General features: G+C 64.5%; 18 protein-coding genes and 1 pseudogene. 10 read left to right on the top strand and 9 right to left on the bottom strand.

The genetic code is table 11. From position 1 onward, the window contains the following. Positions 1-100 precede the first annotated feature (100 nt). The 4 genes from rnr (at position 101) to FHS02_RS12610 (ending at position 5,212) form a co-directional block, all read left to right on the top strand. The gene (gene rnr / locus FHS02_RS12625; protein WP_137311924.1) at positions 101-2,752 is read left to right on the top strand and encodes a ribonuclease R; all 2,652 of its coding nucleotides are present in this window, start codon (positions 101-103) and stop codon (positions 2,750-2,752) included. Positions 2,753-2,867: 115 nt separating this feature from the next. Beyond that, on the top strand, positions 2,868-3,614 hold the full coding sequence (gene rlmB, locus FHS02_RS12620) for a 23S rRNA (guanosine(2251)-2'-O)-methyltransferase RlmB (protein WP_137311925.1): 747 nt from the start codon (positions 2,868-2,870) through the stop codon (positions 3,612-3,614). A gap of 128 nt (positions 3,615-3,742) precedes the next feature. Next, entirely contained in the window at positions 3,743-4,489 is a 747-nt protein-coding gene (gene cysE / locus FHS02_RS12615; RefSeq protein WP_137311926.1) for a serine O-acetyltransferase, read from the top strand. A 9-nt stretch (positions 4,490-4,498) separates the two neighbouring features. After that, positions 4,499-5,212 carry a YceH family protein gene (locus FHS02_RS12610; RefSeq protein ID WP_137311927.1) on the top strand — a complete coding sequence of 238 codons (714 nt, stop codon included), beginning with the start codon at positions 4,499-4,501 and terminating at the stop codon, positions 5,210-5,212. A 116-nt stretch (positions 5,213-5,328) separates the two neighbouring features. Here the strand turns inward: FHS02_RS12610 and FHS02_RS12605 are convergent, their stop codons facing one another. From FHS02_RS12605 to FHS02_RS12590, 4 genes are all read right to left on the bottom strand, one after another. Further along, a complete protein-coding gene (locus FHS02_RS12605) occupies positions 5,329-5,835 on the bottom strand; it encodes a cyanophycin synthetase family protein (RefSeq protein ID WP_137311928.1) in 507 nt (168 codons plus the stop codon). 181 nt (positions 5,836-6,016) lie between these two features. Then, positions 6,017-7,057 carry a hypothetical protein gene (locus FHS02_RS12600; RefSeq protein WP_137311929.1) on the bottom strand — a complete coding sequence of 347 codons (1,041 nt, stop codon included), beginning with the start codon at positions 7,055-7,057 and terminating at the stop codon, positions 6,017-6,019. 5 nt (positions 7,058-7,062) lie between these two features. Next, entirely contained in the window at positions 7,063-7,920 is an 858-nt protein-coding gene (locus FHS02_RS12595; RefSeq protein ID WP_137311930.1) for an ABC transporter ATP-binding protein, read from the bottom strand. Next, entirely contained in the window at positions 7,917-8,285 is a 369-nt protein-coding gene (locus tag FHS02_RS12590) for a GntR family transcriptional regulator (RefSeq protein WP_137311931.1), read from the bottom strand. The genes FHS02_RS12595 and FHS02_RS12590 overlap by 4 nt, the downstream gene beginning before the upstream one ends. Before the next feature lie 595 nt (positions 8,286-8,880). On the opposite strand from FHS02_RS12590, the gene FHS02_RS12585 reads away from it, so the two are divergent. Further along, positions 8,881-11,103, top strand: a complete 2,223-nt coding sequence (locus FHS02_RS12585; RefSeq protein ID WP_137311932.1) for a bifunctional SulP family inorganic anion transporter/carbonic anhydrase — start codon at positions 8,881-8,883, stop codon at positions 11,101-11,103. Here the strand turns inward: FHS02_RS12585 and FHS02_RS12580 are convergent. Then, the gene (locus FHS02_RS12580; RefSeq protein ID WP_137311933.1) at positions 11,070-11,852 is read right to left on the bottom strand and encodes a DUF72 domain-containing protein; all 783 of its coding nucleotides are present in this window, start codon (positions 11,850-11,852) and stop codon (positions 11,070-11,072) included. The genes FHS02_RS12585 and FHS02_RS12580 overlap by 34 nt on opposite strands. Before the next feature lie 126 nt (positions 11,853-11,978). On the opposite strand from FHS02_RS12580, the gene FHS02_RS12575 reads away from it, so the two are divergent. Then, on the top strand, positions 11,979-12,545 hold the full coding sequence (locus FHS02_RS12575; RefSeq protein ID WP_229422447.1) for a DUF1439 domain-containing protein: 567 nt from the start codon (positions 11,979-11,981) through the stop codon (positions 12,543-12,545). 107 nt (positions 12,546-12,652) lie between these two features. Next, the gene (locus tag FHS02_RS12570) at positions 12,653-13,414 is read left to right on the top strand and encodes a tetratricopeptide repeat protein (protein WP_137311934.1); all 762 of its coding nucleotides are present in this window, start codon (positions 12,653-12,655) and stop codon (positions 13,412-13,414) included. Positions 13,415-13,446: 32 nt separating this feature from the next. Here FHS02_RS12570 and FHS02_RS12565 read toward each other — a convergent pair whose 3' ends face one another. Then, positions 13,447-14,079 carry a glycoside hydrolase family 19 protein gene (locus tag FHS02_RS12565; protein ID WP_137311935.1) on the bottom strand — a complete coding sequence of 211 codons (633 nt, stop codon included), beginning with the start codon at positions 14,077-14,079 and terminating at the stop codon, positions 13,447-13,449. Positions 14,080-14,185: 106 nt separating this feature from the next. Between FHS02_RS12565 and FHS02_RS12560 the strand changes: the two genes are divergently transcribed. Next, complete coding sequence (locus tag FHS02_RS12560) at positions 14,186-14,785, top strand: DinB family protein (RefSeq protein WP_137311936.1); 600 nt, start codon at positions 14,186-14,188, stop codon at positions 14,783-14,785. 171 nt (positions 14,786-14,956) lie between these two features. Here FHS02_RS12560 and FHS02_RS12555 read toward each other — a convergent pair whose 3' ends face one another. The 3 genes and pseudogenes from FHS02_RS12555 to FHS02_RS12545 form a co-directional block, all read right to left on the bottom strand. Further along, positions 14,957-15,694, bottom strand: coding sequence for a UDP-2,3-diacylglucosamine diphosphatase (locus tag FHS02_RS12555; protein ID WP_137311937.1), 738 nt, complete (start codon positions 15,692-15,694; stop codon positions 14,957-14,959). A gap of 26 nt (positions 15,695-15,720) precedes the next feature. After that, on the bottom strand, positions 15,721-16,212 hold the full coding sequence (locus tag FHS02_RS12550; RefSeq protein WP_130185100.1) for a peptidylprolyl isomerase: 492 nt from the start codon (positions 16,210-16,212) through the stop codon (positions 15,721-15,723). 214 nt (positions 16,213-16,426) lie between these two features. After that, positions 16,427-16,996, bottom strand: a pseudogene (locus tag FHS02_RS12545) (peptidylprolyl isomerase); the annotation flags it as partial. A gap of 259 nt (positions 16,997-17,255) precedes the next feature. Here FHS02_RS12545 and cysS point away from each other — a divergent pair. After that, a complete protein-coding gene (gene cysS, locus FHS02_RS12540; protein WP_137311939.1) occupies positions 17,256-18,641 on the top strand; it encodes a cysteine--tRNA ligase in 1,386 nt (461 codons plus the stop codon). Continuing rightward, complete coding sequence (locus FHS02_RS12535; protein ID WP_137311940.1) at positions 18,641-19,303, top strand: DNA-3-methyladenine glycosylase family protein; 663 nt, start codon at positions 18,641-18,643, stop codon at positions 19,301-19,303. Before cysS ends, FHS02_RS12535 begins: the two co-directional genes overlap by 1 nt. Positions 19,304-19,354: the final 51 nt, after the last annotated feature.

Here is a 19,354-nt window from a genome sequence, read left to right as displayed (position 1 = left end):
TCCGATTGGCGCATGTTAGGCAAACCGGCCAGCCTCCGGTACACTACGCTGCCACCTTTCCTAGATCATTCCAATACCCTAATAAGATTAAAGAACAGTTTTGAACCAGACGATCCATACCATTCCCAGCCGCGAGGAAATCCTCGGCATTTTCCGCAGCGCCAACGCGCCGCTCGACCTGCGCACGCTGTCCATGTCGCTCGGGGTGAAATCCGAATCCCAGGATGTGCTGACGCGCCGCCTGAACGCGATGGAGCGTGACGGCCAGATTCGGTCCGATGGCAGCGGTTTTTATGTACTGGCCGACCATTCCGGTTTCGTTTCGGGCCGCGTCAGCGCGCACCGCGATGGCTTCGGTTTCGTGATTCCGGATGAGCCGGGCGACGACCTGTTCCTGACCGAACGCGAAATGCAGAAGGTGCTGCATGGCGACAAGGTGCTGGCGAAAGTCACCGGTTTCGACCGCCGTGGCCGCCCGGAAGGCACGATCGTCGAAGTGGTCGAGCGTGGCAACACGCACATCATCGGGCGACTGCTGAAGGATAACGGCGTGTGGATCGTGGCGCCGGAAGACAAGCGTATCGGCCAGGATATCCTGCTGGCCGGCTCGCCTGGCAATGCCAAGAGCGGCCAGATCGTCAGCGTCGAGCTGACCGAGCAGCCGGGCCGCTTCAAGCAGCCGGTCGGTCGCATCGTCGAGGTGCTGGGCGACATGGACGACCCCGGCATGGAAATCGAGATCGCCGTGCGCAAGTTCGGCGTGCCGCACGTGTTTTCCGATGCGGCCCTGAAGCAGGCCGCCAAGCTGCCCGACGTGGTGCATGAAAAGGACTGGGGCGACCGCGTCGACCTGCGCGACGTGCCGCTGGTGACGATCGATGGCGAGGATGCGCGCGATTTCGACGACGCCGTGTACTGCGAGCCGGTGAAAGTGGGGCGCGCCAACGCCTTCCGCCTGATCGTGGCCATCGCCGACGTTTCCCATTACGTGAAGCCGAACGATGCGCTCGATACCGATGCGATCGAGCGCAGCACGTCGGTGTACTTCCCGCGCCGGGTGATCCCGATGCTGCCGGAAAAACTGTCGAACGGCCTGTGCTCGCTGAACCCGGCCGTCGACCGCCTGACGCTGGTCTGCGACGCGGTCGTCACCGCCCAGGGCGAGATCAAGGCCTACCAGTTCTACCCGGCCGTGATCCACTCGGCGGCGCGCTTCACGTACACCGAAGTGGCGGCGATCCTGTCGAACACGAAGGGCCCCGAAGCGGCCAGGCGCGCGCACCTGGTGCCGCACCTGCAGAACCTGTATGCCGTCTACCATGCGCTGCTGAAGGCGCGCCTGGAGCGTGGCGCGATCGATTTCGAGACCACCGAAACCTATATCGTCTGCAACCCGGCCGGCAAGATCGAGAAGATCATCCCGCGCACCCGCAACGATGCGCACAAGCTGATCGAAGAATGCATGCTGGCCGCCAACGTGTGCGCGGCCGACCTGCTGCTGCGTCACAAGCACCCCGGCACGTACCGGATCCACGCCGCCCCGACCAAGGAAAAGCTGACCCAGGTGCGCGAGTTCCTGAAGCAGGTCGGCCTGTCGCTGGGCGGCGGCGATACGCCGGTGGCCGGCGACTACGCCGAGCTGATGAGGAAGATCAAGGAGCGCCCCGATGCGAACCTGCTGCAGACCATGCTGCTGCGCTCGATGCAGCAGGCCGTCTACAGTCCGGAAAACATCGGCCACTTCGGCCTGGCCTATGAGGCGTACGCGCACTTCACCAGCCCGATCCGCCGCTACCCGGACTTGCTGACGCACCGTGCCATCAAGGCCATCCTGCAAGGCAAGAAGTACGAGCCGAAGATCGGCGACACCAGCGTGCTCAATACCACGGTATCGAACGCCACGCGCCGCCAGCAGGTGAAGGACAAGGCCGCCGGCAAGGAACCGAAGGCGGCGCGCGACCTCACCGTGTGGGATGCGCTGGGCGTGCACTGCTCGGCCAACGAACGCCGCGCCGACGAGGCGTCGCGCGATGTCGAGGCCTGGCTGAAGTGCTACTTCATGCAGGACAAGCTGGGCGAGGAATTCAGCGGCCTCATCACCGGCGTGACCACGTTCGGCATCTTCGTGCAGCTCGACCAGCTGTTCGTCGAAGGCCTGGTGCACGTGACCGACCTGGGCGCCGATTACTTCCAGTACGACGATGCACGCCACGAACTGCGCGGCGAACGCACCGGCAAGCGCTACCAGCTGACCGACCGCGTGATGGTGCAGGTGGTGCGCGTGGACCTGGAATCGCGCAAGATCGACCTGCGCCTGGCACCGAGCGAAACCGAAGGCATGCCGCCGGCACCGCCGCGCGGCGGGCGCAAGGGCGCCGCGTTCCACGACGACGGCTTCGGCGAGGAAGATGTCAAGCCGCGCCGCGGCAACCAGCGCGGCGCGGGTGGCCGCAATGGCGCAGCGGGCAAGGGTGCCGGCAGGGCCGAGCCGGCCGCGGAGCAGGGCAGTACTGCGCGCAACGGCGAAGACAGCGCGCCACGCAAGGGCGCGGGCAGGCGCCGTGGCGGTGCCGCGGATGAAACGGCGGATGCCGCCGCTCCGGCACCGTCGATCACACTGCTGCCGCAGTTCGACCCGGCCCCCAAGGGCCGGGGCGCCGCGCCGGCCAAGCGCGGCAAGACCCAGACCGCAGCGGGGTCGGCGGCAAAAGCGGCCGCCAAGTCCGGCGGCAAGACCCGGAAGAAGCGATAAGAAAGCACAGGGCCGCCGCGATCAATGATCCGGCGGCACCTTGAAATCCCCGCGCCGCGGCAACCGCCGCGGCGCATCCCCGGCGAATCCGTTCGCCACACCAGAACTACGTACCATGTCCAAGAACAAAATGATTTTCGGCTTCCATGCCGTCACCTCGCGCCTGCGCCACGAAGCCTCGTCGGTCGAAGAAATCTTCGTCGATGCCGGCCGCGACGACCGCCGCATGAAAGACCTGATCGCCAACGCCAAGGCGGCCGGCGTGCGCGTGATGCCGGTCGATTCCGCCCGCCTCGACAAGATCGTCGGCACCCGCCGCCACCAGGGCGTGATCGCCTTTGCCTCGCAGCTGGCGCTGGCCCGCAACCTCGACGAGCTGCTCGACGCGATCGATGGCCCGCCGCTGCTGCTGGTGCTCGATGGCATCACCGACCCGCACAACCTGGGCGCCTGCCTGCGTGTTGCCGACGGTGTCGGCGCGCATGCGGTGATCGTGCCGAAGGACCGCGCGGTGGGCCTGAACGCCACCGCCGCCAAGGTGGCCAGCGGGGCCGCCGAGACGGTGCCTTACATCACGGTCACGAACCTGGCGCGCACGATGCGCGAACTCAAGGAACGCGACATCTGGCTGATCGGTACCTCCGACGACGGCGAGAAGGGCCTGTATGAAGCCGACTTCACCGGCCCGACCGCGCTGGTGATGGGCTCGGAAGGCGAGGGCATGCGCCGCCTGACGCGCGAGACCTGCGACGTGCTGGTGAGTATTCCGATGTTCGGTTCCGTCGAGAGCCTGAACGTGTCGGTCGCTTCCGGTGTGTGCCTGTACGAGGCACGGCGGCAGCGTATCGCCAGGGAAGGCTGACCGGCCGCCCGCCAGCCGGCAGCAGCCCGGCTGGCAGCTGCGCGGGAGTTCGGCCTCCCGGCGAGCGGACTGCAAGCCGCTTGCCGATGCGCTACCATCGTGGTTCGACCGTCCTACCTGTTTCCCCCATGTTCCGCCACCTGCGCCAAGACATCCGCAGCATCATCGAACGCGATCCCGCGGCCCGCAACGCCTGGGAGGTGCTGACGTGCTATCCCGGCCTGCATGCCATCATCGCGCACCGCCTGGCGCACTGGTGCTGGACCCACGGCCTGAAATGGCCCGGCCGCTTCATCAGCGCGCTGGCGCGCATCGTCACGGGTATCGAAATCCATCCCGGCGCGCGGATCGGCCGGCGTGTCTTCATCGACCACGGCTTCGGCGTGGTGGTCGGCGAGACGGCGGAAATCGGCGACGACTGCACGATCTACCAGGGCGTCACGCTGGGTGGCACGTCGCTCACGCCGGGCAAGAAGCGCCATCCCACGCTGGAACGCGGCGTGATCGTCGGTGCCGGCGCCCAGGTGCTGGGCGGCTTCACGGTGGGCGAGTACGCGAAGGTGGGCTCGAATGCCGTGCTGCTGAAGCCGGTACCACCGGGTGCGACGGCAGTCGGCAATCCCGCCAATATCGTGCAGAAGCATGAACAGGGAACCCGACACCCTGCGCAGCACCTGTTCGCCGCCTACGGCGTCACGCCGAACGGCGACGATCCGATGTCGAAAGCGCTGCATGGCCTGATCAACCATGCGGCCGCGCAGGAGCGCCAGATCGAGCGCATCGTCGCGCTGCTGAAGGAGAGTGGTTTGCAATGCGGGGACATCGAGGCCGTCGGCAAGTCCGACCCCGCCCAACTGAACAAGCTGGTCGATTGAGGAACAGAAATGACAGATGCAGGAAATGCCCCGGCAGCGGATAGCTCCGCAGTAAAAGCCCCGTCCGATACGCTGGATCCGTTCGAGATCCGCGTGCTGGCCGTGCTGGCCGAAAAGGAGGCGCTGACACCGGATAACTATCCTATGTCGCTGAACGCGCTGACCAACGGCTGCAACCAGACGACCAGCCGCGATCCCGTGATGCAGATCTCGGAAGACACGGTGGCCGACGTGCTGGCCCGGCTGACCGAGCGCCGCCTCGTCAACGCGGTGGCCGCGGCCGGCGCCCGCGTCACGAAATACGAGCACCGCATGCGTATCAAGTGGTCGCTCGAGCAGGACAAGCTGGCGGTGCTGACCGTGCTGATGCTGCGCGGACACCAGACGGCCGGCGAGATCCGCACGCGCACCGGCCGGCTGCATGAATTCAAGACGGTGGCCGATGTCGAGCAGGCACTGCAATTCCTGATCGACAAGTACCCGCCGGTTGTGGCCAAGCTGGCGCTGGCGCCGGGCACCAAGGAGCCTCGCTATGGGCAATTGCTGGGTGGAGAAATCCAGCTGGCAAGGGAAGAGGCGGGCTACGGGACGGCGGCGGTGGCGCCCGGCGGCGCATCGCGCGCCGATCGGGTGGCGCAGCTGGAGCTGGAAGTCCAGCAGCTGCGCGCCGACTACTCGGCGCTGGCCGAGCAGTTCGAGCAATTCAAGCGGCAATTCGAGTAGCGTTTTTGTTGCTCGGAAAATAGGCGGTCCGCCGAAGCGGACGTACCCCATTTTTCGAGCAACATTCCGCCATGATGTCGCCGGGCGACGGAGGCTTGTGCGGTGCAGGCAGCAGTTCAGGCCGCGATGCGGATCGACGGCTGCGACGGTGCCCCGGCGGCGGCGATGCCGCGCAGTTCGGCCAGCCCCTCGGCCAGCGGATAGTCGCGGCCGGCGAGCAGCGCGCCGACCAGCCCGGTCGCCAGCTTCAGCGCCGCATTGGCCACGGTGCCGCAGCGGAACGGCAGGATCAGCCGGTAGCGCCCCGGCATCTTCGGCACACGGCCGACAAAACCCATCATCACCTCGTCGCCGGTCAGGCGGTGCAGTTCGATCGCCACGCTCTGGATCAGGCGCGCCAGTTGCAGCCCGCGCCCGGGCGCGTCCACGTCGTCGCCAACCACGCCGATCAGGCTGCGCCCCTGGCGCAGGCCCGGCAGCGCCATCTTCAGGCGCGCACGCAGTTGTTGCATGTCGCTGGCCGAATACGGGGCAGGGTGGCCGAGATCGAGAATGCTCAGCAGGCAAGGCTCGGTGCAGTAGCGGTTGGCGCCGTCGAGATAGCGCTGGTCTATTATTTTCATGGTGAACCATCCTTTAAAGCAACAGCCAACGCGAGACCGGGAGGTCTGGCGCTGGCGGAATGGTTGCCATTATCCCAACCCGCAGCCCCGCACGGCATCGGTGCGGGGCTGGTAGCGCTGTAAGACACGGCTTACAGCTGAGCAGATGGCAACAACCTTGCGGTCATCGCCAATGTTGCCGTCAGCCCTCCTCGCGGCGGCGGCGCAGCCAGATCGCGCCGGCGATCATCGCGGCGCCTGCCAGCGCGCCACCGATCATCTCCGGCGTGGCCACGGCGGCCCAGGACGACTGGTAGATCATGTCGAAGGCGGCAACGGGGCCCTGGCGGTTCGCCACCACGTCCATGTCGCGTGCATGCTCGGCGGCGCCGCTTGCCATCAGCCAGGTACCCGGCATTACGCCGATCAGCAGCCGGGAAATGAATTTCTCGATCAGCCACTGGGTGTCGACCGCCACCCGCAGGCCTTTCTCCATCCAGACGACAAGGATCATCGCCGCAATGGGCGCGCCGACAGCCCACAGGAACACCTTCGAGCGCGCCCAGGCGGAAACCAGCAGCAGCCAGCCAACGGTCGGCAGCGCCCACAGCGCATACACCGGCAGCAGCGAAAACACCTTCAGGGGGCCGAGCCAGAACTGCGGGTGCGACAGCACCAGCGGGAACACGTTGATGCCCTTCAGCGCGAGGGCGGTCATGCCGATCGCGACAAGGATCAGCGACGTGACCAGTTCCACCACGATGATCAGCAATGGAATGCCGATCAGTGCCAGCGCCGCCTTCGACAGCACGGTGGCCGCATCCGATACCGGCAGCGATTTCCAGAACAGGATGCTGCGGTCGCGCCGCTCGTCGAACAGCGCGCCCAGGCAATAGAAGAACACCATGAACGCCAGCGACAGGTAGATCGGCATGGCGCTGATGGGGGCGGCGGCGGCGATGCCTTCGGCCAGCCGCTGCTGCTGGCGTTCGCCCAGCTCGATGGTGGCACCCGCGACGGACGTCGTCACGCCATCGACCTCGATGGTGGCGTTGTGGCCGCTGATGGCCACGACCAGCACGATCACGATCATCAGGACCGACAGGACCAGCGGCACCCACACCAGCATGCCCTGGTGTTCCCAGAACTCGCGGCGGATCAGCCAGGGCATTGTCCGGCGCAGGGTAGCGGGAAAGTGCTGTGGCGCGGCATCCGGGATCGCATCGGGCATTGTGTTCGGCATCGTGTTCATTCCTGGTTCCCTTTCATGCTGGCGACGAACAGGTCCGCCACGCTGGGCGTGCGCAGTTCGCCAAGGTGTTCGAGCTGCTGCTTCGGCACGCCATCGAACAGCATCACGCTCCGGCCGAACACGGTGCGCTGCGTCAGCGGCTGCAGCGCCGCGGCCGCGGCGGTGTGTTGCGGGTGCACCATCACTTCCGTGTAGCGCTCGCCGATCTCTTCCATCGAGGCGGCCAGCGCGATCCGGCCATCGCGGATGAACAGCACGTCCGACAGGATGTGTTCCACTTCCTCGATCTGGTGGGTGGTGATGACGATCGTCTTGTGCTCGTCGAAATAATCTTCCAGCAGGTTCTGGTAGAAGTCCTTGCGGTACAGGATGTCCAGGCCCAGCGTGGGCTCGTCGAGCACCAGCAGCTTCGCGTCGATCGCCATCACCAGGGCCAGGTGCAGCTGCACGATCATGCCTTTCGACATGGCTTTTACGCGCATGTCGGGTGCCAGCTTCGTGCCGGCGATGTAGCGCTCGGCCTTGGCGCGGTCGAAGCGCGGGTGCACGCCGGCCACGAAATCGATCGCGTCCTTCACCTTCAGCCAGCGGGGCAGGATCGCCACGTCGGCGATGAAGCAGACGTCGTTCATCAGCTCGTCACGGTGCGTGCGCGGATCCAGTCCCAGCACGGACAGCTCGCCGTCGAACTGGCACAGGCCCAGGGCCGCCTTCAGCGTGGTGGTCTTGCCGGAACCGTTCGGGCCGATCAGGCCGACGATGCGGCCCGGCTGCACGTCGAAGCTGACGCCATCGAGTGCCGTGCGCTTGCCGTAGCGCTTGACCAGGTTGCGGGCAGCGATGACGGCACTCATGAGGCGCTCCCCGGCCTGCCTTGCTGCTCCACGCTCAGCAACTGGGCCACGTCCAGGCCGAGACGGCGAATCCGTTCCATCATCGCCGGCCATTCTTCGCGCAGGAAGCGCTCGCGTTCGGATGCCAGAAGCTTCTGCACCGCCCCTTCGGTTACATACATACCCAACCCCCTTCGTTTTTCCACCAAGGTTTCATCGACCAGCTCCTGGTACGCCCGCGACACGGTGATCGGGTTCAGTTGATAGTCGGCCGCCACCTGCCGTACCGAGGGCAGGGCATCGCCGGGCTTGAGCAGCCCGTCGAGCATCATGCCGATCACCCGCTCCTTCAGCTGGCGGTAGATCGGCGCGTTGTCATTCCACATACATGGTTCCTCCGTTGTCTTGGGCTGCTGTTGCGTGGACTGGTGTTGTAGTGAACTATAACACCAGAGCGGCGGCACGCAACCCTCGATTGCAAAAAATCCGGCAAGCGGCCTGACCTGGCCGCTACCGAGGCCATGCCCGCCCAGTCCTGGCGGGTCGACGGCGACTGCGAAACATCTTTATTCAACCTAAAATAAAGATATATCCTGCGGAAATGACGGTTATTTGGCATTCGCATTATCCTCGGCAGGCCGCATATATCCTCGCATCGATATTTCAAAGTTAATAATGAAAATATCCTGACAAAAAAATATAACTTTGCGGAAATACGTAGTTATACGGATTCCCGAAAATAGCCGATTGCGCATCGCAAAAAACGCGTGCTATATTGTTTCGACAGATGGAGCATCGTTGACATTTCCCGATTATTGACAGGGAAATGCGGCTGCTTCGCTATTCATTGCCGGTGCAGTGACTCCGTCAGTCGGGAGAGCTGCCGCCCACGATTATTCGTTAATCGGCGTATCTAATTACAGATTCGTGGGATGAGGGGCTGGCGCGTACGACTGATAATCGATTCGAACGCGTATCGACATGAATATCCATCACCTCAAGCAAGATATCCCCGCAGGGATCGTCGTATTTCTCGTCGCCCTGCCGTTATGCCTCGGCATTGCCCTGGCCTCCGGTGCGCCTTTATTCTCCGGTATTATCTCGGGCATCATCGGAGGCATTATCGTCGGCCTGATCAGCGGGTCGCATACCAGCGTCAGCGGCCCGGCCGCAGGTCTTGCCGCCGTCGTGCTGGCGTCCATCACGAAACTGGGCGCATTTGAAATCCTGCTCGCCTCGGTCGTCATCGCCGGCGTGCTGCAACTGGCAATGGGCATTTTCCGCGCCGGGTTCATCGCCAACTACGTACCGTCCAACGTCATCAAGGGCCTGCTGGCGGCGATCGGCATCCTGCTGATCCTGAAGCAGATCCCGCATGCGCTCGGTTACGACGCGAACAACGCCGACGAGTATTCGTTCCTCCAGGCCAACGGCGAAACCACATTCTCCGCCCTGGCAAGCGCACTGGGCAGCATCACGCCGGGCGCGGTGGTCATCGCCGCGCTATCGATGCTTGTCCTGGTGTTCTGGGACCGCACGCCGTTCCGGAACGTCAAGCTGCTGCCGGCGCCGCTGTTCGTCGTGGTGATGGGCGTTGCGCTGCACCTGCTGTTCAGCCGATACGTGCCCGGGCTCAGCCTGTCGCAGTCGCACCTGGTGGAGATCCCGCCGGTGGACGTGGGCAACCTCGGTGCCTACCTGAATTTTCCGGAATTGCGCCATTTCGCCAACCCGGACGTGTGGTTCGTCGGCGCCACGATCGCCATCGTGGCCTCGCTCGAGACGCTGCTGAACCTGGAAGCGGTGGACAAGCTGGACCCGCACAAGCGCGAATCGCCGCCGAACCGCGAACTGGTGGCGCAGGGCGTCGGCAATATCTGCGCCGGCCTGCTGGGCGGCTTGCCGGTCACCTCCGTCATCGTGCGCAGCTCGGTCAATATCCAGACCGGTAACGCTACCAAGGTGTCGGCGGTGTTCCATGGCCTGCTGCTGCTGGCCGCCGTGCTGGTGCTGAGCCCGGTCCTGAACCACATTCCGCTGGCGGCGCTCGCCGCGATCCTGATCGTCACCGGTTACAAGCTGGCCAAGCTCGCGCTGTTCCGCGACATGTACGGGCGGGGCGCCTCGCAGTTCGTGCCGTTCGCAATCACCGTGCTGGCCATCGTGCTGACGGACCTGCTGATGGGCGTGCTGATCGGCCTGGCCGCCAGCCTGTTCTACCTGTTGCGCAGCAACTTCCGCAACCCGTTCGCGATCGAGCAGTACCGGCTGCACATCGGCGAAGTGATCAAGATGGAACTGCCGAACCAGGTATCGTTCCTGAACAAGGCCACGATCAAGACCGCGCTGTGGGAGGTGCCGGCCGGCTCGAAAGTGCTGATCGACGCCACCAATGCCGACTACATCGACAGCGACGTGCTGGAAACGATCGAGGACTACCGCGTGGCGGCTGCCGAGCGCGACGTGCAACTGAACGTGATCGGCCTGCGCGACGAGTACAGCCTGGCCGACCCGATCCAGTTCGTGCCGGCGCTGGACAAGGAAACCCAGACCCGGCTGCAGCCCGCGGAAGTGCTGCAACTGCTCAAGGACGGCAACGAACGCTTCCAGGCCGGCCGCTGGATCAAGAAGTATTACCTGCACCAGGTCGATGCCACCGCCGGCGGGCAGCACCCGATGGCCGTGGTGGTCAATTGCATCGACTCGCGCACGTCGCCGGAAATCATCTTCGATGCCGGGCTGGGCGACCTGCTGACGATTCGTATCGCCGGCAACGTGATCAGCGACGAGATCATCGGCAGCCTGGAAATCGCCCACAAGCTGGGCGCCAAGCTGATCGTCGTGAAAGGCCACTCCAGCTGCGGCGCGATCGGCCTGGCGCTGAAGAACGAGCACGCGCACAGCATCGGCACGATCACGGGCAAGATCCAGACGTCGATCTGGCAATGCCAGTGCGCTACCCACGGCGGGCCGGTGCCGGCCGGCAAGGAGTTGCTGGAACGGGTCACGCGCCAGAACATCGAGAATTCGCTGTCCGAGATCATCAACGGCAGCGAGTACCTGCGCGGTTGCATCGAGCGGGGCGAGATGGGACTGATCGGTGCCTACCACGACATCGCCACCCGGGTCGTGCACTTCGGCGAGCTGGTCACGCCCGACCGGTTCGACCGTTACCGTTCCGATCGGCCCGGCATGGCTGCCTGATCGGGCAGACCCAGCAATTCCAGCGCATTCGCGGTGGCGGCACCGCTCGCTGTATTGTCGAGGATGCACCACGAGGCGGGGTGCCGCGCCAGCCAGGCGCGCACCTCGTCCATCCGCTCGGGCGTATAGCGCGAGTAATAGATGCGCGGATTGCCATGCAGCCGCACATAGGCTGGCGCTGCCGTCGCCTCGAACGGACCCGAGTAGGCGACCACGGGATCGGCCAGCACGCGCGTCACACCGGCCTGTCGCAGCAGGTCCGTGGCGGCGGGGGTGAACCAGCTGGCATGGCGTGCTTCGCAGGCGATCATGCAGTGGAACCGTGCGTGCAGCGCATCGAACAGCGCGCCTGCCGCCGGTGCGTCCAGCGCCAGGCTGGGCGGCAGTTGCACCAGCACGGCGCCCAGCTTGTCGCAGAGCGCGCCCGCTTCCCCCGCGAACCGCGCGAGCAATGCATCGATCCCGTGCAGTTTCGCCTCGTGCGTGATGGTGCGCGGCAGTTTCACGGCGAAGCGGAACTGCGACGGCGTGGATGCTGCCCAGCGTTCGTAGGTTTTGGGCTGGTGCGGCCGGTAGAAGCTGGTGTTGATCTCGACCGCGTTGAACACGGTGGCGTAGCGTTCCAGCTGGCTGCCCTCGGTGGGGAAGGCATTCCAGGTCTCGCGCGGCAGGCTCCAGCCGGCCGTGCCGATGCGGGCCGGAATGTCGGCAGAAGCGTCAGCGGAAATGTCGGCGGAAGATGATTGCATGGCGCAACGTTACGCGGCGGGATGGTGCGCGACCGTTCGCTTCCGCACACGAGAACACTGTTACATTTTTTGACACACATGGCGGGCCGATCGGCTATCATCCGCAGACTTTGAGATGAGGGTGATATGCAGACGATGTCCATGCCGCGCCGCGGCTTGCTGCTCGTGCCGCTGGCCGCGGCGGCGTTGCTGGCTGGTTGCGCCGGCCTGACGGGCCCGCGCGAAGTCGAGGTGCCGCTGGAGCGCCTGCAGCGCGGCCTGGACGAGCGTTTCCCATTGCAGCAGCGCGCCCTTGGCGTCTTCGAGCTGCAACTGTCCCGGCCGCAGCTGGCGATCCTGCGCGATAACGACCGGCTGGCGCTGTCCGCCGATGTGTCCGTTTCGTCGCCGCTGATGCGGCCGGCGTTGCAGGGCAGCGTGGCCCTGTCCGGCCGGCTGCTGGTCGACAACGTCCGCAACGCGGTAGTGCTCAGCGATGCGCACATCGAGCGCTTCTCCGTCGGCGACGCCGATTCCCGCACGATGGGGCAGTTGACGGCCGCGGCCAACGTCGTCGTCGAACGCGTCGTGCGCGACGTGCCCGTGTATTACTTCCGTCCGGACGAGCTGCGTTATCTCGGCGTGCAATATGTGCCGACAACGATCCACACGACGCGCGACGGCCTTACCGTGCGGCTCGAGCCCAGCAAATGATGGGGCGGGCAGGCTGTCGATCAGATAGGAATTGTCTTGCAGATCATAAGTTGTACGGGAGAATCGAAATCCCTACAATGAACGCTCGTTGAACCGTGGAGAGCGTGATGACGGCCTTTGTAATCTGGTTGCACGTGCTGATCGCCATCTTTTTCTCCGTCCATGCGATCCGCAGCCGGCAGCAGATCCCGTGGTTGCTGATCCTGTTCGTCATCCCGCTGCTGGGCGCCTTGCTGTACTACGTCGGCATCTACCTGCCGAGCTGGCGGCGCGAGCGGCACGACCGCAAGGCTGCCGCCGAGGGCGCTGCCAAAACCGTCGATCCGGTGCGGGCACTGCGCGACGCACAGGCCGCCTTCGACTTCGCCCCCAGCGCCCATAACCAGGTACGCTTGGCAAACGCCCAGCTGGTGGCTGGCGATGCCGAGGCCGCTGCCGCGACATTTGGCGCATGCCTGCAAGGCGTATTCGCCAACGATCCCGAGATCCGCCTGGGCGCTGCGCGGGCCAGCATTGCGTGCGGCCGGCATGCCGGGGCGATCGGCTACATCGAGCGGTTGCGGCAGACCGATCCGGACTTCCGTGCGGAGCAGGCGAGCCTGCTGCTGGCGCAGGCGCTTGCCGGCGTGGGTCGCGCCGCCGAGGCACGTGCCGAGTTCGAGGCCGCCGTGAAACGCCACGGCAGTTTCGAGACAAAGGCCGAATTCGCCATCTGGGCCGCGGGCGCCCGCGAATTCCAGCTGGCGCACCGTTTGCAAAACGAATTGCGGTCGACCATGGACCGGTGGAACCGGCATACGCATGCGATGAACCTGCCGCTGGTGCGCCGCCTCGAGGCGGCGTTTGCCGAAGTGCCGCCGCAGCATTAGCGGGTGAAAGCAATAAAGGCAGCCGGCAACCGTCAGGCGAGGCTGCTGCGCAGCAGTTTGTACACTGCCAGCCTTTCCTTCAGCCCCACCGTGCCGCCGTTGATGCGGCGCGTGATTTCGACGAAATCCTCCACGTCGCCGTCCGGCTTGTCGTGGTCGGCCAGCGCGTTGAGGCCGCGGCTGTCCCAGAACCAGGCGGCCGACAGCGCCGCGACTTCCTTCGATATCAGCCGCTCCGGCGCGGCCACCAGGTCGATGCCGAGCGCTTCGCCGGCCTGCTTGTAATTGCTGCGGCCGGTCAGCTGGATCAGGCCGCGGCCGCGGAAGCGGAAACCGTCGCCGCTGGTTTCGTCGCCATTCCCCATCCGGCGCGCATAGACGAAGTTCGCCAGCCGTTCCGGATTCTGCACGAACGGGGTGGCGCTGGCCGCGTCCGGAAAACGCTTCGGCCAGACGGCCATCAGCCGGGCCGGGGTGCGGTAGAACAGCGATTCCTCGAGCCGGTTGAAGTGGCCGGATTCATGGCTGGTTTGTGCGACGAAGGCGCAAACCCGGTCGCGCGTGGTGATGTGAAAGCGGCTCAATGCGGCGTCGAGCGCGGTAGCCCAGTCGTCCGCCTCGCTGCAGTCGGGAAATACCCGCCGCAAAGTCTCTCCATTCAGCATGATGGCTCCTCGGGACCGTGCCCGTTCGTTTAGACTGCCAACTTCCAGCATATTTCACGGCTGGCAATTTTCAAGTCACCTCGCTATCTTTCGACAAGGATGTCACATGCCGCCCCAACCACTGTCGCGCTACCTGCTGGGCCAGGCCTACAACAATGCATGGGCCGATCACCGGCTGCTGCGCGCATGCAGCGCCCTGTCGCAGGCAGAGTTCGACGATGCGACCCGCACCAGCTTCTTTCCCAGCATCCGGTACACGCTGAACCATAATCTCACCACGCAGCGCTTCTACCTCGACGCGCTGTGGCGGGACTGGCGCGGCGAGCCGCCGCACCCGGATTACCAGCAGTTTTTCGAACCCGAGGAGCCGTACGCCACGTGCGCGGCGCTATGGCAGGCACAACGCGAAAGCAACGATGCGCTGATCGCCTATTGCGCCGAACTGAGCGACGACAAGCTGGACGCCGTCGTCACCATCGATCGCGGCGATGAGCTGCAGCGCGATACCCGCCAGCGGCTGCTGGCGCACCTGTTCCAGCACCAGGTCCACCACCGCGGACAGGTGCATGCGATGCTGGCCGGCACCCCGGTAGCACCGCCGCAGCTCGATGAATTCTATTCTTCGGGAGAGGCCGACCTGCGCGCGCAGGATTTCGCCGAACTGGGCTGGACCGAAAAGCAGGTATGGGGCGACGAAAGCCTGTAACCGAAAACCGGTGACAGACACCAGTTATTTTGAAATGTTTCCAGAAAACCGGTGACAGACACCGGTTATTTGGGAATTTTTCTCGAAAACCGGTGACAGACACCGGTTATTTTGGAATGATTCCTGGAATCAGGCTGGCTGGCCATGCCCAGTGTGACGGGCGTCCGGTCTTCATGCGAGGACGCTGCCGTCCAGTGCGTGCCGCGTGATCGCGCCGTCGTCGCCGATCGCGATCCAGCCGCCGCGGGGCGACGACGCTTCCGGCTCCCAGTCCGGCAGCACGTAGCGCAGCCGGTTGCCGCTGCCATGCAGGGCAGGGCGGTGCGTATGGCCGTGGATCATCACCTGCGCGCCGGTTTGCGCGAAGACGTCGTCGATCGCCTGCGGCGTCACGTCCATGATCTCGTAGGATTTTTCGCCCTGGTCCTTGCGGCTGTTGTCGCGCAGGCCGGCGATGATCGCCTTGCGCTGCGCCAGCGGCATCGCCAGGAACTGCTGCTGCCAGCCCGGCTGGCGCACCTGGGCGCGGAAAGCCATGTACTTGACGTCGTCGGTGCATTGCGCGTCGCCGTGCACGAGCACGATGCGGCGGCCATGGTCTTCGATGACCCAGGTTTCGGGCAGCAGGGTCAGGCCCGCGGCGGCGGCGAAGCGTTCGCCGACCAGGAAATCGCGATTGCCGGCGATCCAGAAGATGTCGACACCGGTATCGGCCAGCGCGCGCAATGCGGCGGCAATCCGGGTGTGGAACGCATCGTCCAGGTCGTCGTCACCGGCCCAGTATTCGAACAGGTCGCCCAGCAGGTACAGCTGCCGGGCGGATCCGGCCCGCTCGTCGACGAAGCGCAGGAAGGCTTCGGTCAGCGCGGGCCGGTCGACCTGCAGGTGCAGGTCGGAAATGAAAAGCATCAAGGCGGGATCGCGTCCGAAGAACCTTAAGCGGCTTCGACTTTTTCGATGATCACGTCTTCCACCGGCACGTCGGCGAACATGCCGCTGCGCGTGGTTTTCACCTTGCGGATTTCATCGACGACTTCCTTGCCTTCGGTAACCACGCCGAACACGGCGTAGCCCCAGCCATCCTGGCCCGGGTAGTCGAGGAAGCTGTTGTTCTTCACATTGATGAAGAATTGCGCCGACGCGGAGTGCGGCGCCGAGGTACGGGCCATTGCCAGCGTGTACGGCTCGTTCTTCAGGCCGTTCTTGGCTTCGTTTTCCACGGTCTGGTCGGCCGGCTTCTGCTTCATGCCCGGCTCGAAACCGCCGCCCTGGATCATGAAGCCATCGATCACGCGGTGGAAGATCGTGTTGTCGTAGTGGCCGGCCTTCGCGTAGTTCAGGAAGTTCTCGACGGTCTTCGGCGCTTTTTCGGCATCCAGCTCGGCAACGATCTTGCCCTTGTTCGTGGTGATGGTAATGGTGGTCATGGTCTATCCCGTTGAATGTGGAACTGTGTTCAGAAGAGGGCCGCGATATTACCGCAGCCGATGGCAAAACGCTATTTTACTGTGCCGGGGCCGCCGGTGCTTCGGCCGGTGCGTCCGGCTGCGCCACGGGAGCCGCATCGGCCGGCTGTTCCGCAGCCGATTCCGGCGCCGGCGCGGCCTGTGCCTGCCCCGGCGGCTGCTTCGGCACGATCGGCTTCTTCAGCACGGTGGCCGACGTGACGACGATCGGCGTGACAGGCACGTTCTGGAACGTGAAGCTCTTGTCGTCCACCAGCACGCCCTTGATCTTGTCCACCACCTCGTAGCCGGAAATCACGCGGCCGAACACCGTATAGCCGACGCCATCGAAGTTCGGGTAGTCGAGCGCCATGTTGTCGGCCACGTTGATGAAGAACTGCGAGGTGGCCGAGTTCGGGTTGTCCATGCGCGCCATCGCCACCGAATACATCACGTTGTTCAGGCCATTCTTCGATTCGCTGGGAATCGGCGGGCGCGTCGGCTTGCCCTTCAGGTCTTTCGTGTAGCCGCCGCCCTGGATCATGAAGCCGTCGATCACGCGGTGGAAGATCGTGTCCTTGTAGAAGCCGCTCTTGACGTAGGCAAGGAAATTCGCCGTGGACTTCGGTGCCTTTTCCTGGTTCAGCTCCAGCACGATCTCGCCAGCGGTGGTTTTCAGCGCCACCTGCGGGTTGGCGGCAAACACGGCGCCGGACAGCAGCAGGCCGGCGATCATCGTTGCGTAGTGGAGCTTATTCGTATGCATGTTCTCGTCTTTCTATTGCAGGGTGGATATTGAGCCCAGGGCATTTTATCAATGCTATACTTGGCGACGGCTTCCATTCTAGACCGTCAGGAGTGGAAAGCAGAACATGAGAACGAAGAACAGAACGAAGAACTAGCGAGAGCTACTGCGGTCTGTCCGGCGTCCCAGGCAATCGAGAAAACCCGGTGCGGCAAGCAACGCCAGCGCCCGGTTTTCTCTTTGTGCGTTGGGGCTGGGCGCCGAAGAAAACAAGAGTCCGATGAGCAACTTAAAGATCTATAACACGCTGGCGCGCGACAAGCAGACGTTCACTCCGATGGAAGCGGGCAAGGTCCGCATGTATGTCTGCGGCATGACGGTCTACGACTACTGCCACGTGGGTCATGCGCGCATGATGATGGCCTTCGACGTGATCTACCGCTGGCTGAAGGCATCGGGCTACGACGTGCAATACGTGCGCAACGTCACCGACATCGAGGACAAGATCATCCGCCGCGCGGTCGACAACAACGAGTCGATCCACGCGCTGACCTCGCGCTTCGAACGCTACATGGACGAGGACACCGAGGCGCTCGGCATCCTGCCGCCGACCGACGTGCCGCATGCCACGCAATACGTGCCGCAGATGCTGTCGATCATCGAACAGCTCGAGGCGAAGGGCCTGGCCTACCGCGCCGAGGACGGCGACGTGAACTATGCCGTGCGCGGCTTCGACGGCTACGGCAAGCTGTCCGGCAAATCGCTCGACGACCTGCGCGCCGGCGAGCGCGTGGACGTCAACACCGGCAAGCGCGACCCGCTCGACTTCGTGCTGTGGAAGGCATCGAAGGAAAGCGAACCGGCCGAAGTGAAGTGGGAGTCGAAGTGGGGCAGCGGGCGGCCGGGCTGGCACATCGAGTGCTCGGCGATGTCGTGCGCGCTGCTCGGCGAACAGTTCGACATCCATGGCGGCGGCCAGGACCTGCAGTTCCCGCACCACGAAAACGAGATCGCCCAATCGGAAGGCGCCTTCGGCAAGCCGCTGGCGAACTACTGGATCCACAACGGCTTCGTGCGCGTCGATAACGAGAAGATGTCGAAGTCGCTTGGCAACTTCTTCACGATCCGCGACGTGCTGAAGAAGTTCGACGCCGAAGTGGTGCGCTTCTTCATCCTGCGCGCCCACTACCGCAGCCCGCTGAACTACTCGGACCAGCATATCGAGGATGCGCGCGGCGCGCTGACCCGCCTGTATACGGCGCTGGATGGCGCGGCGGGCGATGGCGCCGAACTGGACTGGAACGAAGCCCATGCGAAACGGTTCGCCGAAGCGATGGACGACGATTTCAATACACCGATCGCCGTTGCCGTGCTGTTCGAGCTGGCCTCGGAAGTGAACCGGTCGAAGTCGCCGGAAGCGGTGCGCCAGCTGCAAGGCCTGGCCGGCGTACTGGGCCTGCTGCAACGCAGCCCGCAGGAATTCCTGCAGGCCGGCGTGGCGGATGCGTTCGGCGAAGCGTCGATCGAGGAAGCCATCGCGGCGCGCGCCGCGGCCAAGAAAGCGCGCGACTTCGCGCAGGCGGACAAGATCCGCGCCGACCTGCTGGCGGCCGGTGTCGTTCTTGAAGACAAGCCCGACGGCACGACAAACTGGCGCCGCGCATAATGGTTCTCCAGTCCAGGGAAAAATCGGGCGGCACGGGCCGCCAGGTGGCCTTGCCGCCATACTGGGAGGAGGCCAAGGCCGAGCTGATGCGGCGCGACCGCATCATGAACAAGCTCATCCCCCAGTTCGGCGACCTGCACCTGGTGGGGCACGACGACCCGTTCACCACCCTGGCGCGTTCGATCGTCAACCAGCAGGTGACGCCCAAGGCCGCCAACGCGGCGTGGCAAAAGCTGCTGGTGGCGATCCCGAAGTTCACCCCGGCGCTGATCATCAAGGCCGGGGCGGAAGAACTGGCCGCATGCGGTCTTTCCAAGCGCAAGACGGAATACATTCTCGACCTGGCCGACAACTTCAAGGCAAAGAAAGTGCATGCCGGCGAGTGGCACCAGATGGAGGACGAGGCCGTCATTGCGGAGCTGGTCCAGATCCGCGGCATCACGCGCTGGACAGCGGAAATGTTCCTGATCTTTAACCTGCTGCGGCCGAACGTGCTGCCGCTGGACGACCCGCGTTTAATCGCCGGCATCAGCCACAACTATTTTTCCGGCGAGCCCGTTTCGCGCAGCGACGCGCGCGAAGTGGCCGCCAATTGGGAACCGTATCGCACCGTTGCTACCTGGTATTTATGGCGTAGCCTCGATCCTGTTCCGGTAGAATAGCCAAAAATTTTTGAAGCCTCGCCCGCTCCGCCTGCGCGAGCGCGCCCTGGG

It is taken from the genome of Pseudoduganella umbonata (genome assembly GCF_014192225.1).
GTDB classification, from domain to species: Bacteria; Pseudomonadota; Gammaproteobacteria; order Burkholderiales; family Burkholderiaceae_D; genus Rugamonas; species Rugamonas umbonata.
The sequence above is the reverse complement of the archived record's forward strand: the minus strand, read 5'-3'. Positions and strand labels throughout refer to the sequence as shown.

What these genes read in the sequence shown, in the direction of transcription:
- rlmB (WP_137311925.1), top strand. Translation starts at nt 2,868, where the DNA reads ATGTCCAAGAACAAAATGATTTTCGGCTTCCATGCCGTCACCTCGCGC.
- cysE (WP_137311926.1), top strand. Translation starts at nt 3,743, where the DNA reads ATGTTCCGCCACCTGCGCCAAGACATCCGCAGCATCATCGAACGCGAT.
- FHS02_RS12610 (WP_137311927.1), top strand. Translation starts at nt 4,499, where the DNA reads ATGACAGATGCAGGAAATGCCCCGGCAGCGGATAGCTCCGCAGTAAAA.
- FHS02_RS12605 (WP_137311928.1), bottom strand. Translation starts at nt 5,835, where the DNA reads ATGAAAATAATAGACCAGCGCTATCTCGACGGCGCCAACCGCTACTGC.
- FHS02_RS12600 (WP_137311929.1), bottom strand. Translation starts at nt 7,057, where the DNA reads ATGCCGAACACAATGCCCGATGCGATCCCGGATGCCGCGCCACAGCAC.
- FHS02_RS12595 (WP_137311930.1), bottom strand. Translation starts at nt 7,920, where the DNA reads ATGAGTGCCGTCATCGCTGCCCGCAACCTGGTCAAGCGCTACGGCAAG.
- FHS02_RS12590 (WP_137311931.1), bottom strand. Translation starts at nt 8,285, where the DNA reads ATGTGGAATGACAACGCGCCGATCTACCGCCAGCTGAAGGAGCGGGTG.
- FHS02_RS12585 (WP_137311932.1), top strand. Translation starts at nt 8,881, where the DNA reads ATGAATATCCATCACCTCAAGCAAGATATCCCCGCAGGGATCGTCGTA.
- FHS02_RS12580 (WP_137311933.1), bottom strand. Translation starts at nt 11,852, where the DNA reads ATGCAATCATCTTCCGCCGACATTTCCGCTGACGCTTCTGCCGACATT.
- FHS02_RS12575 (WP_229422447.1), top strand. Translation starts at nt 11,979, where the DNA reads ATGCAGACGATGTCCATGCCGCGCCGCGGCTTGCTGCTCGTGCCGCTG.
- FHS02_RS12570 (WP_137311934.1), top strand. Translation starts at nt 12,653, where the DNA reads ATGACGGCCTTTGTAATCTGGTTGCACGTGCTGATCGCCATCTTTTTC.
- FHS02_RS12565 (WP_137311935.1), bottom strand. Translation starts at nt 14,079, where the DNA reads ATGCTGAATGGAGAGACTTTGCGGCGGGTATTTCCCGACTGCAGCGAG.
- FHS02_RS12560 (WP_137311936.1), top strand. Translation starts at nt 14,186, where the DNA reads ATGCCGCCCCAACCACTGTCGCGCTACCTGCTGGGCCAGGCCTACAAC.
- FHS02_RS12555 (WP_137311937.1), bottom strand. Translation starts at nt 15,694, where the DNA reads ATGCTTTTCATTTCCGACCTGCACCTGCAGGTCGACCGGCCCGCGCTG.
- FHS02_RS12550 (WP_130185100.1), bottom strand. Translation starts at nt 16,212, where the DNA reads ATGACCACCATTACCATCACCACGAACAAGGGCAAGATCGTTGCCGAG.
- cysS (WP_137311939.1), top strand. Translation starts at nt 17,256, where the DNA reads ATGAGCAACTTAAAGATCTATAACACGCTGGCGCGCGACAAGCAGACG.
- FHS02_RS12535 (WP_137311940.1), top strand. Translation starts at nt 18,641, where the DNA reads ATGGTTCTCCAGTCCAGGGAAAAATCGGGCGGCACGGGCCGCCAGGTG.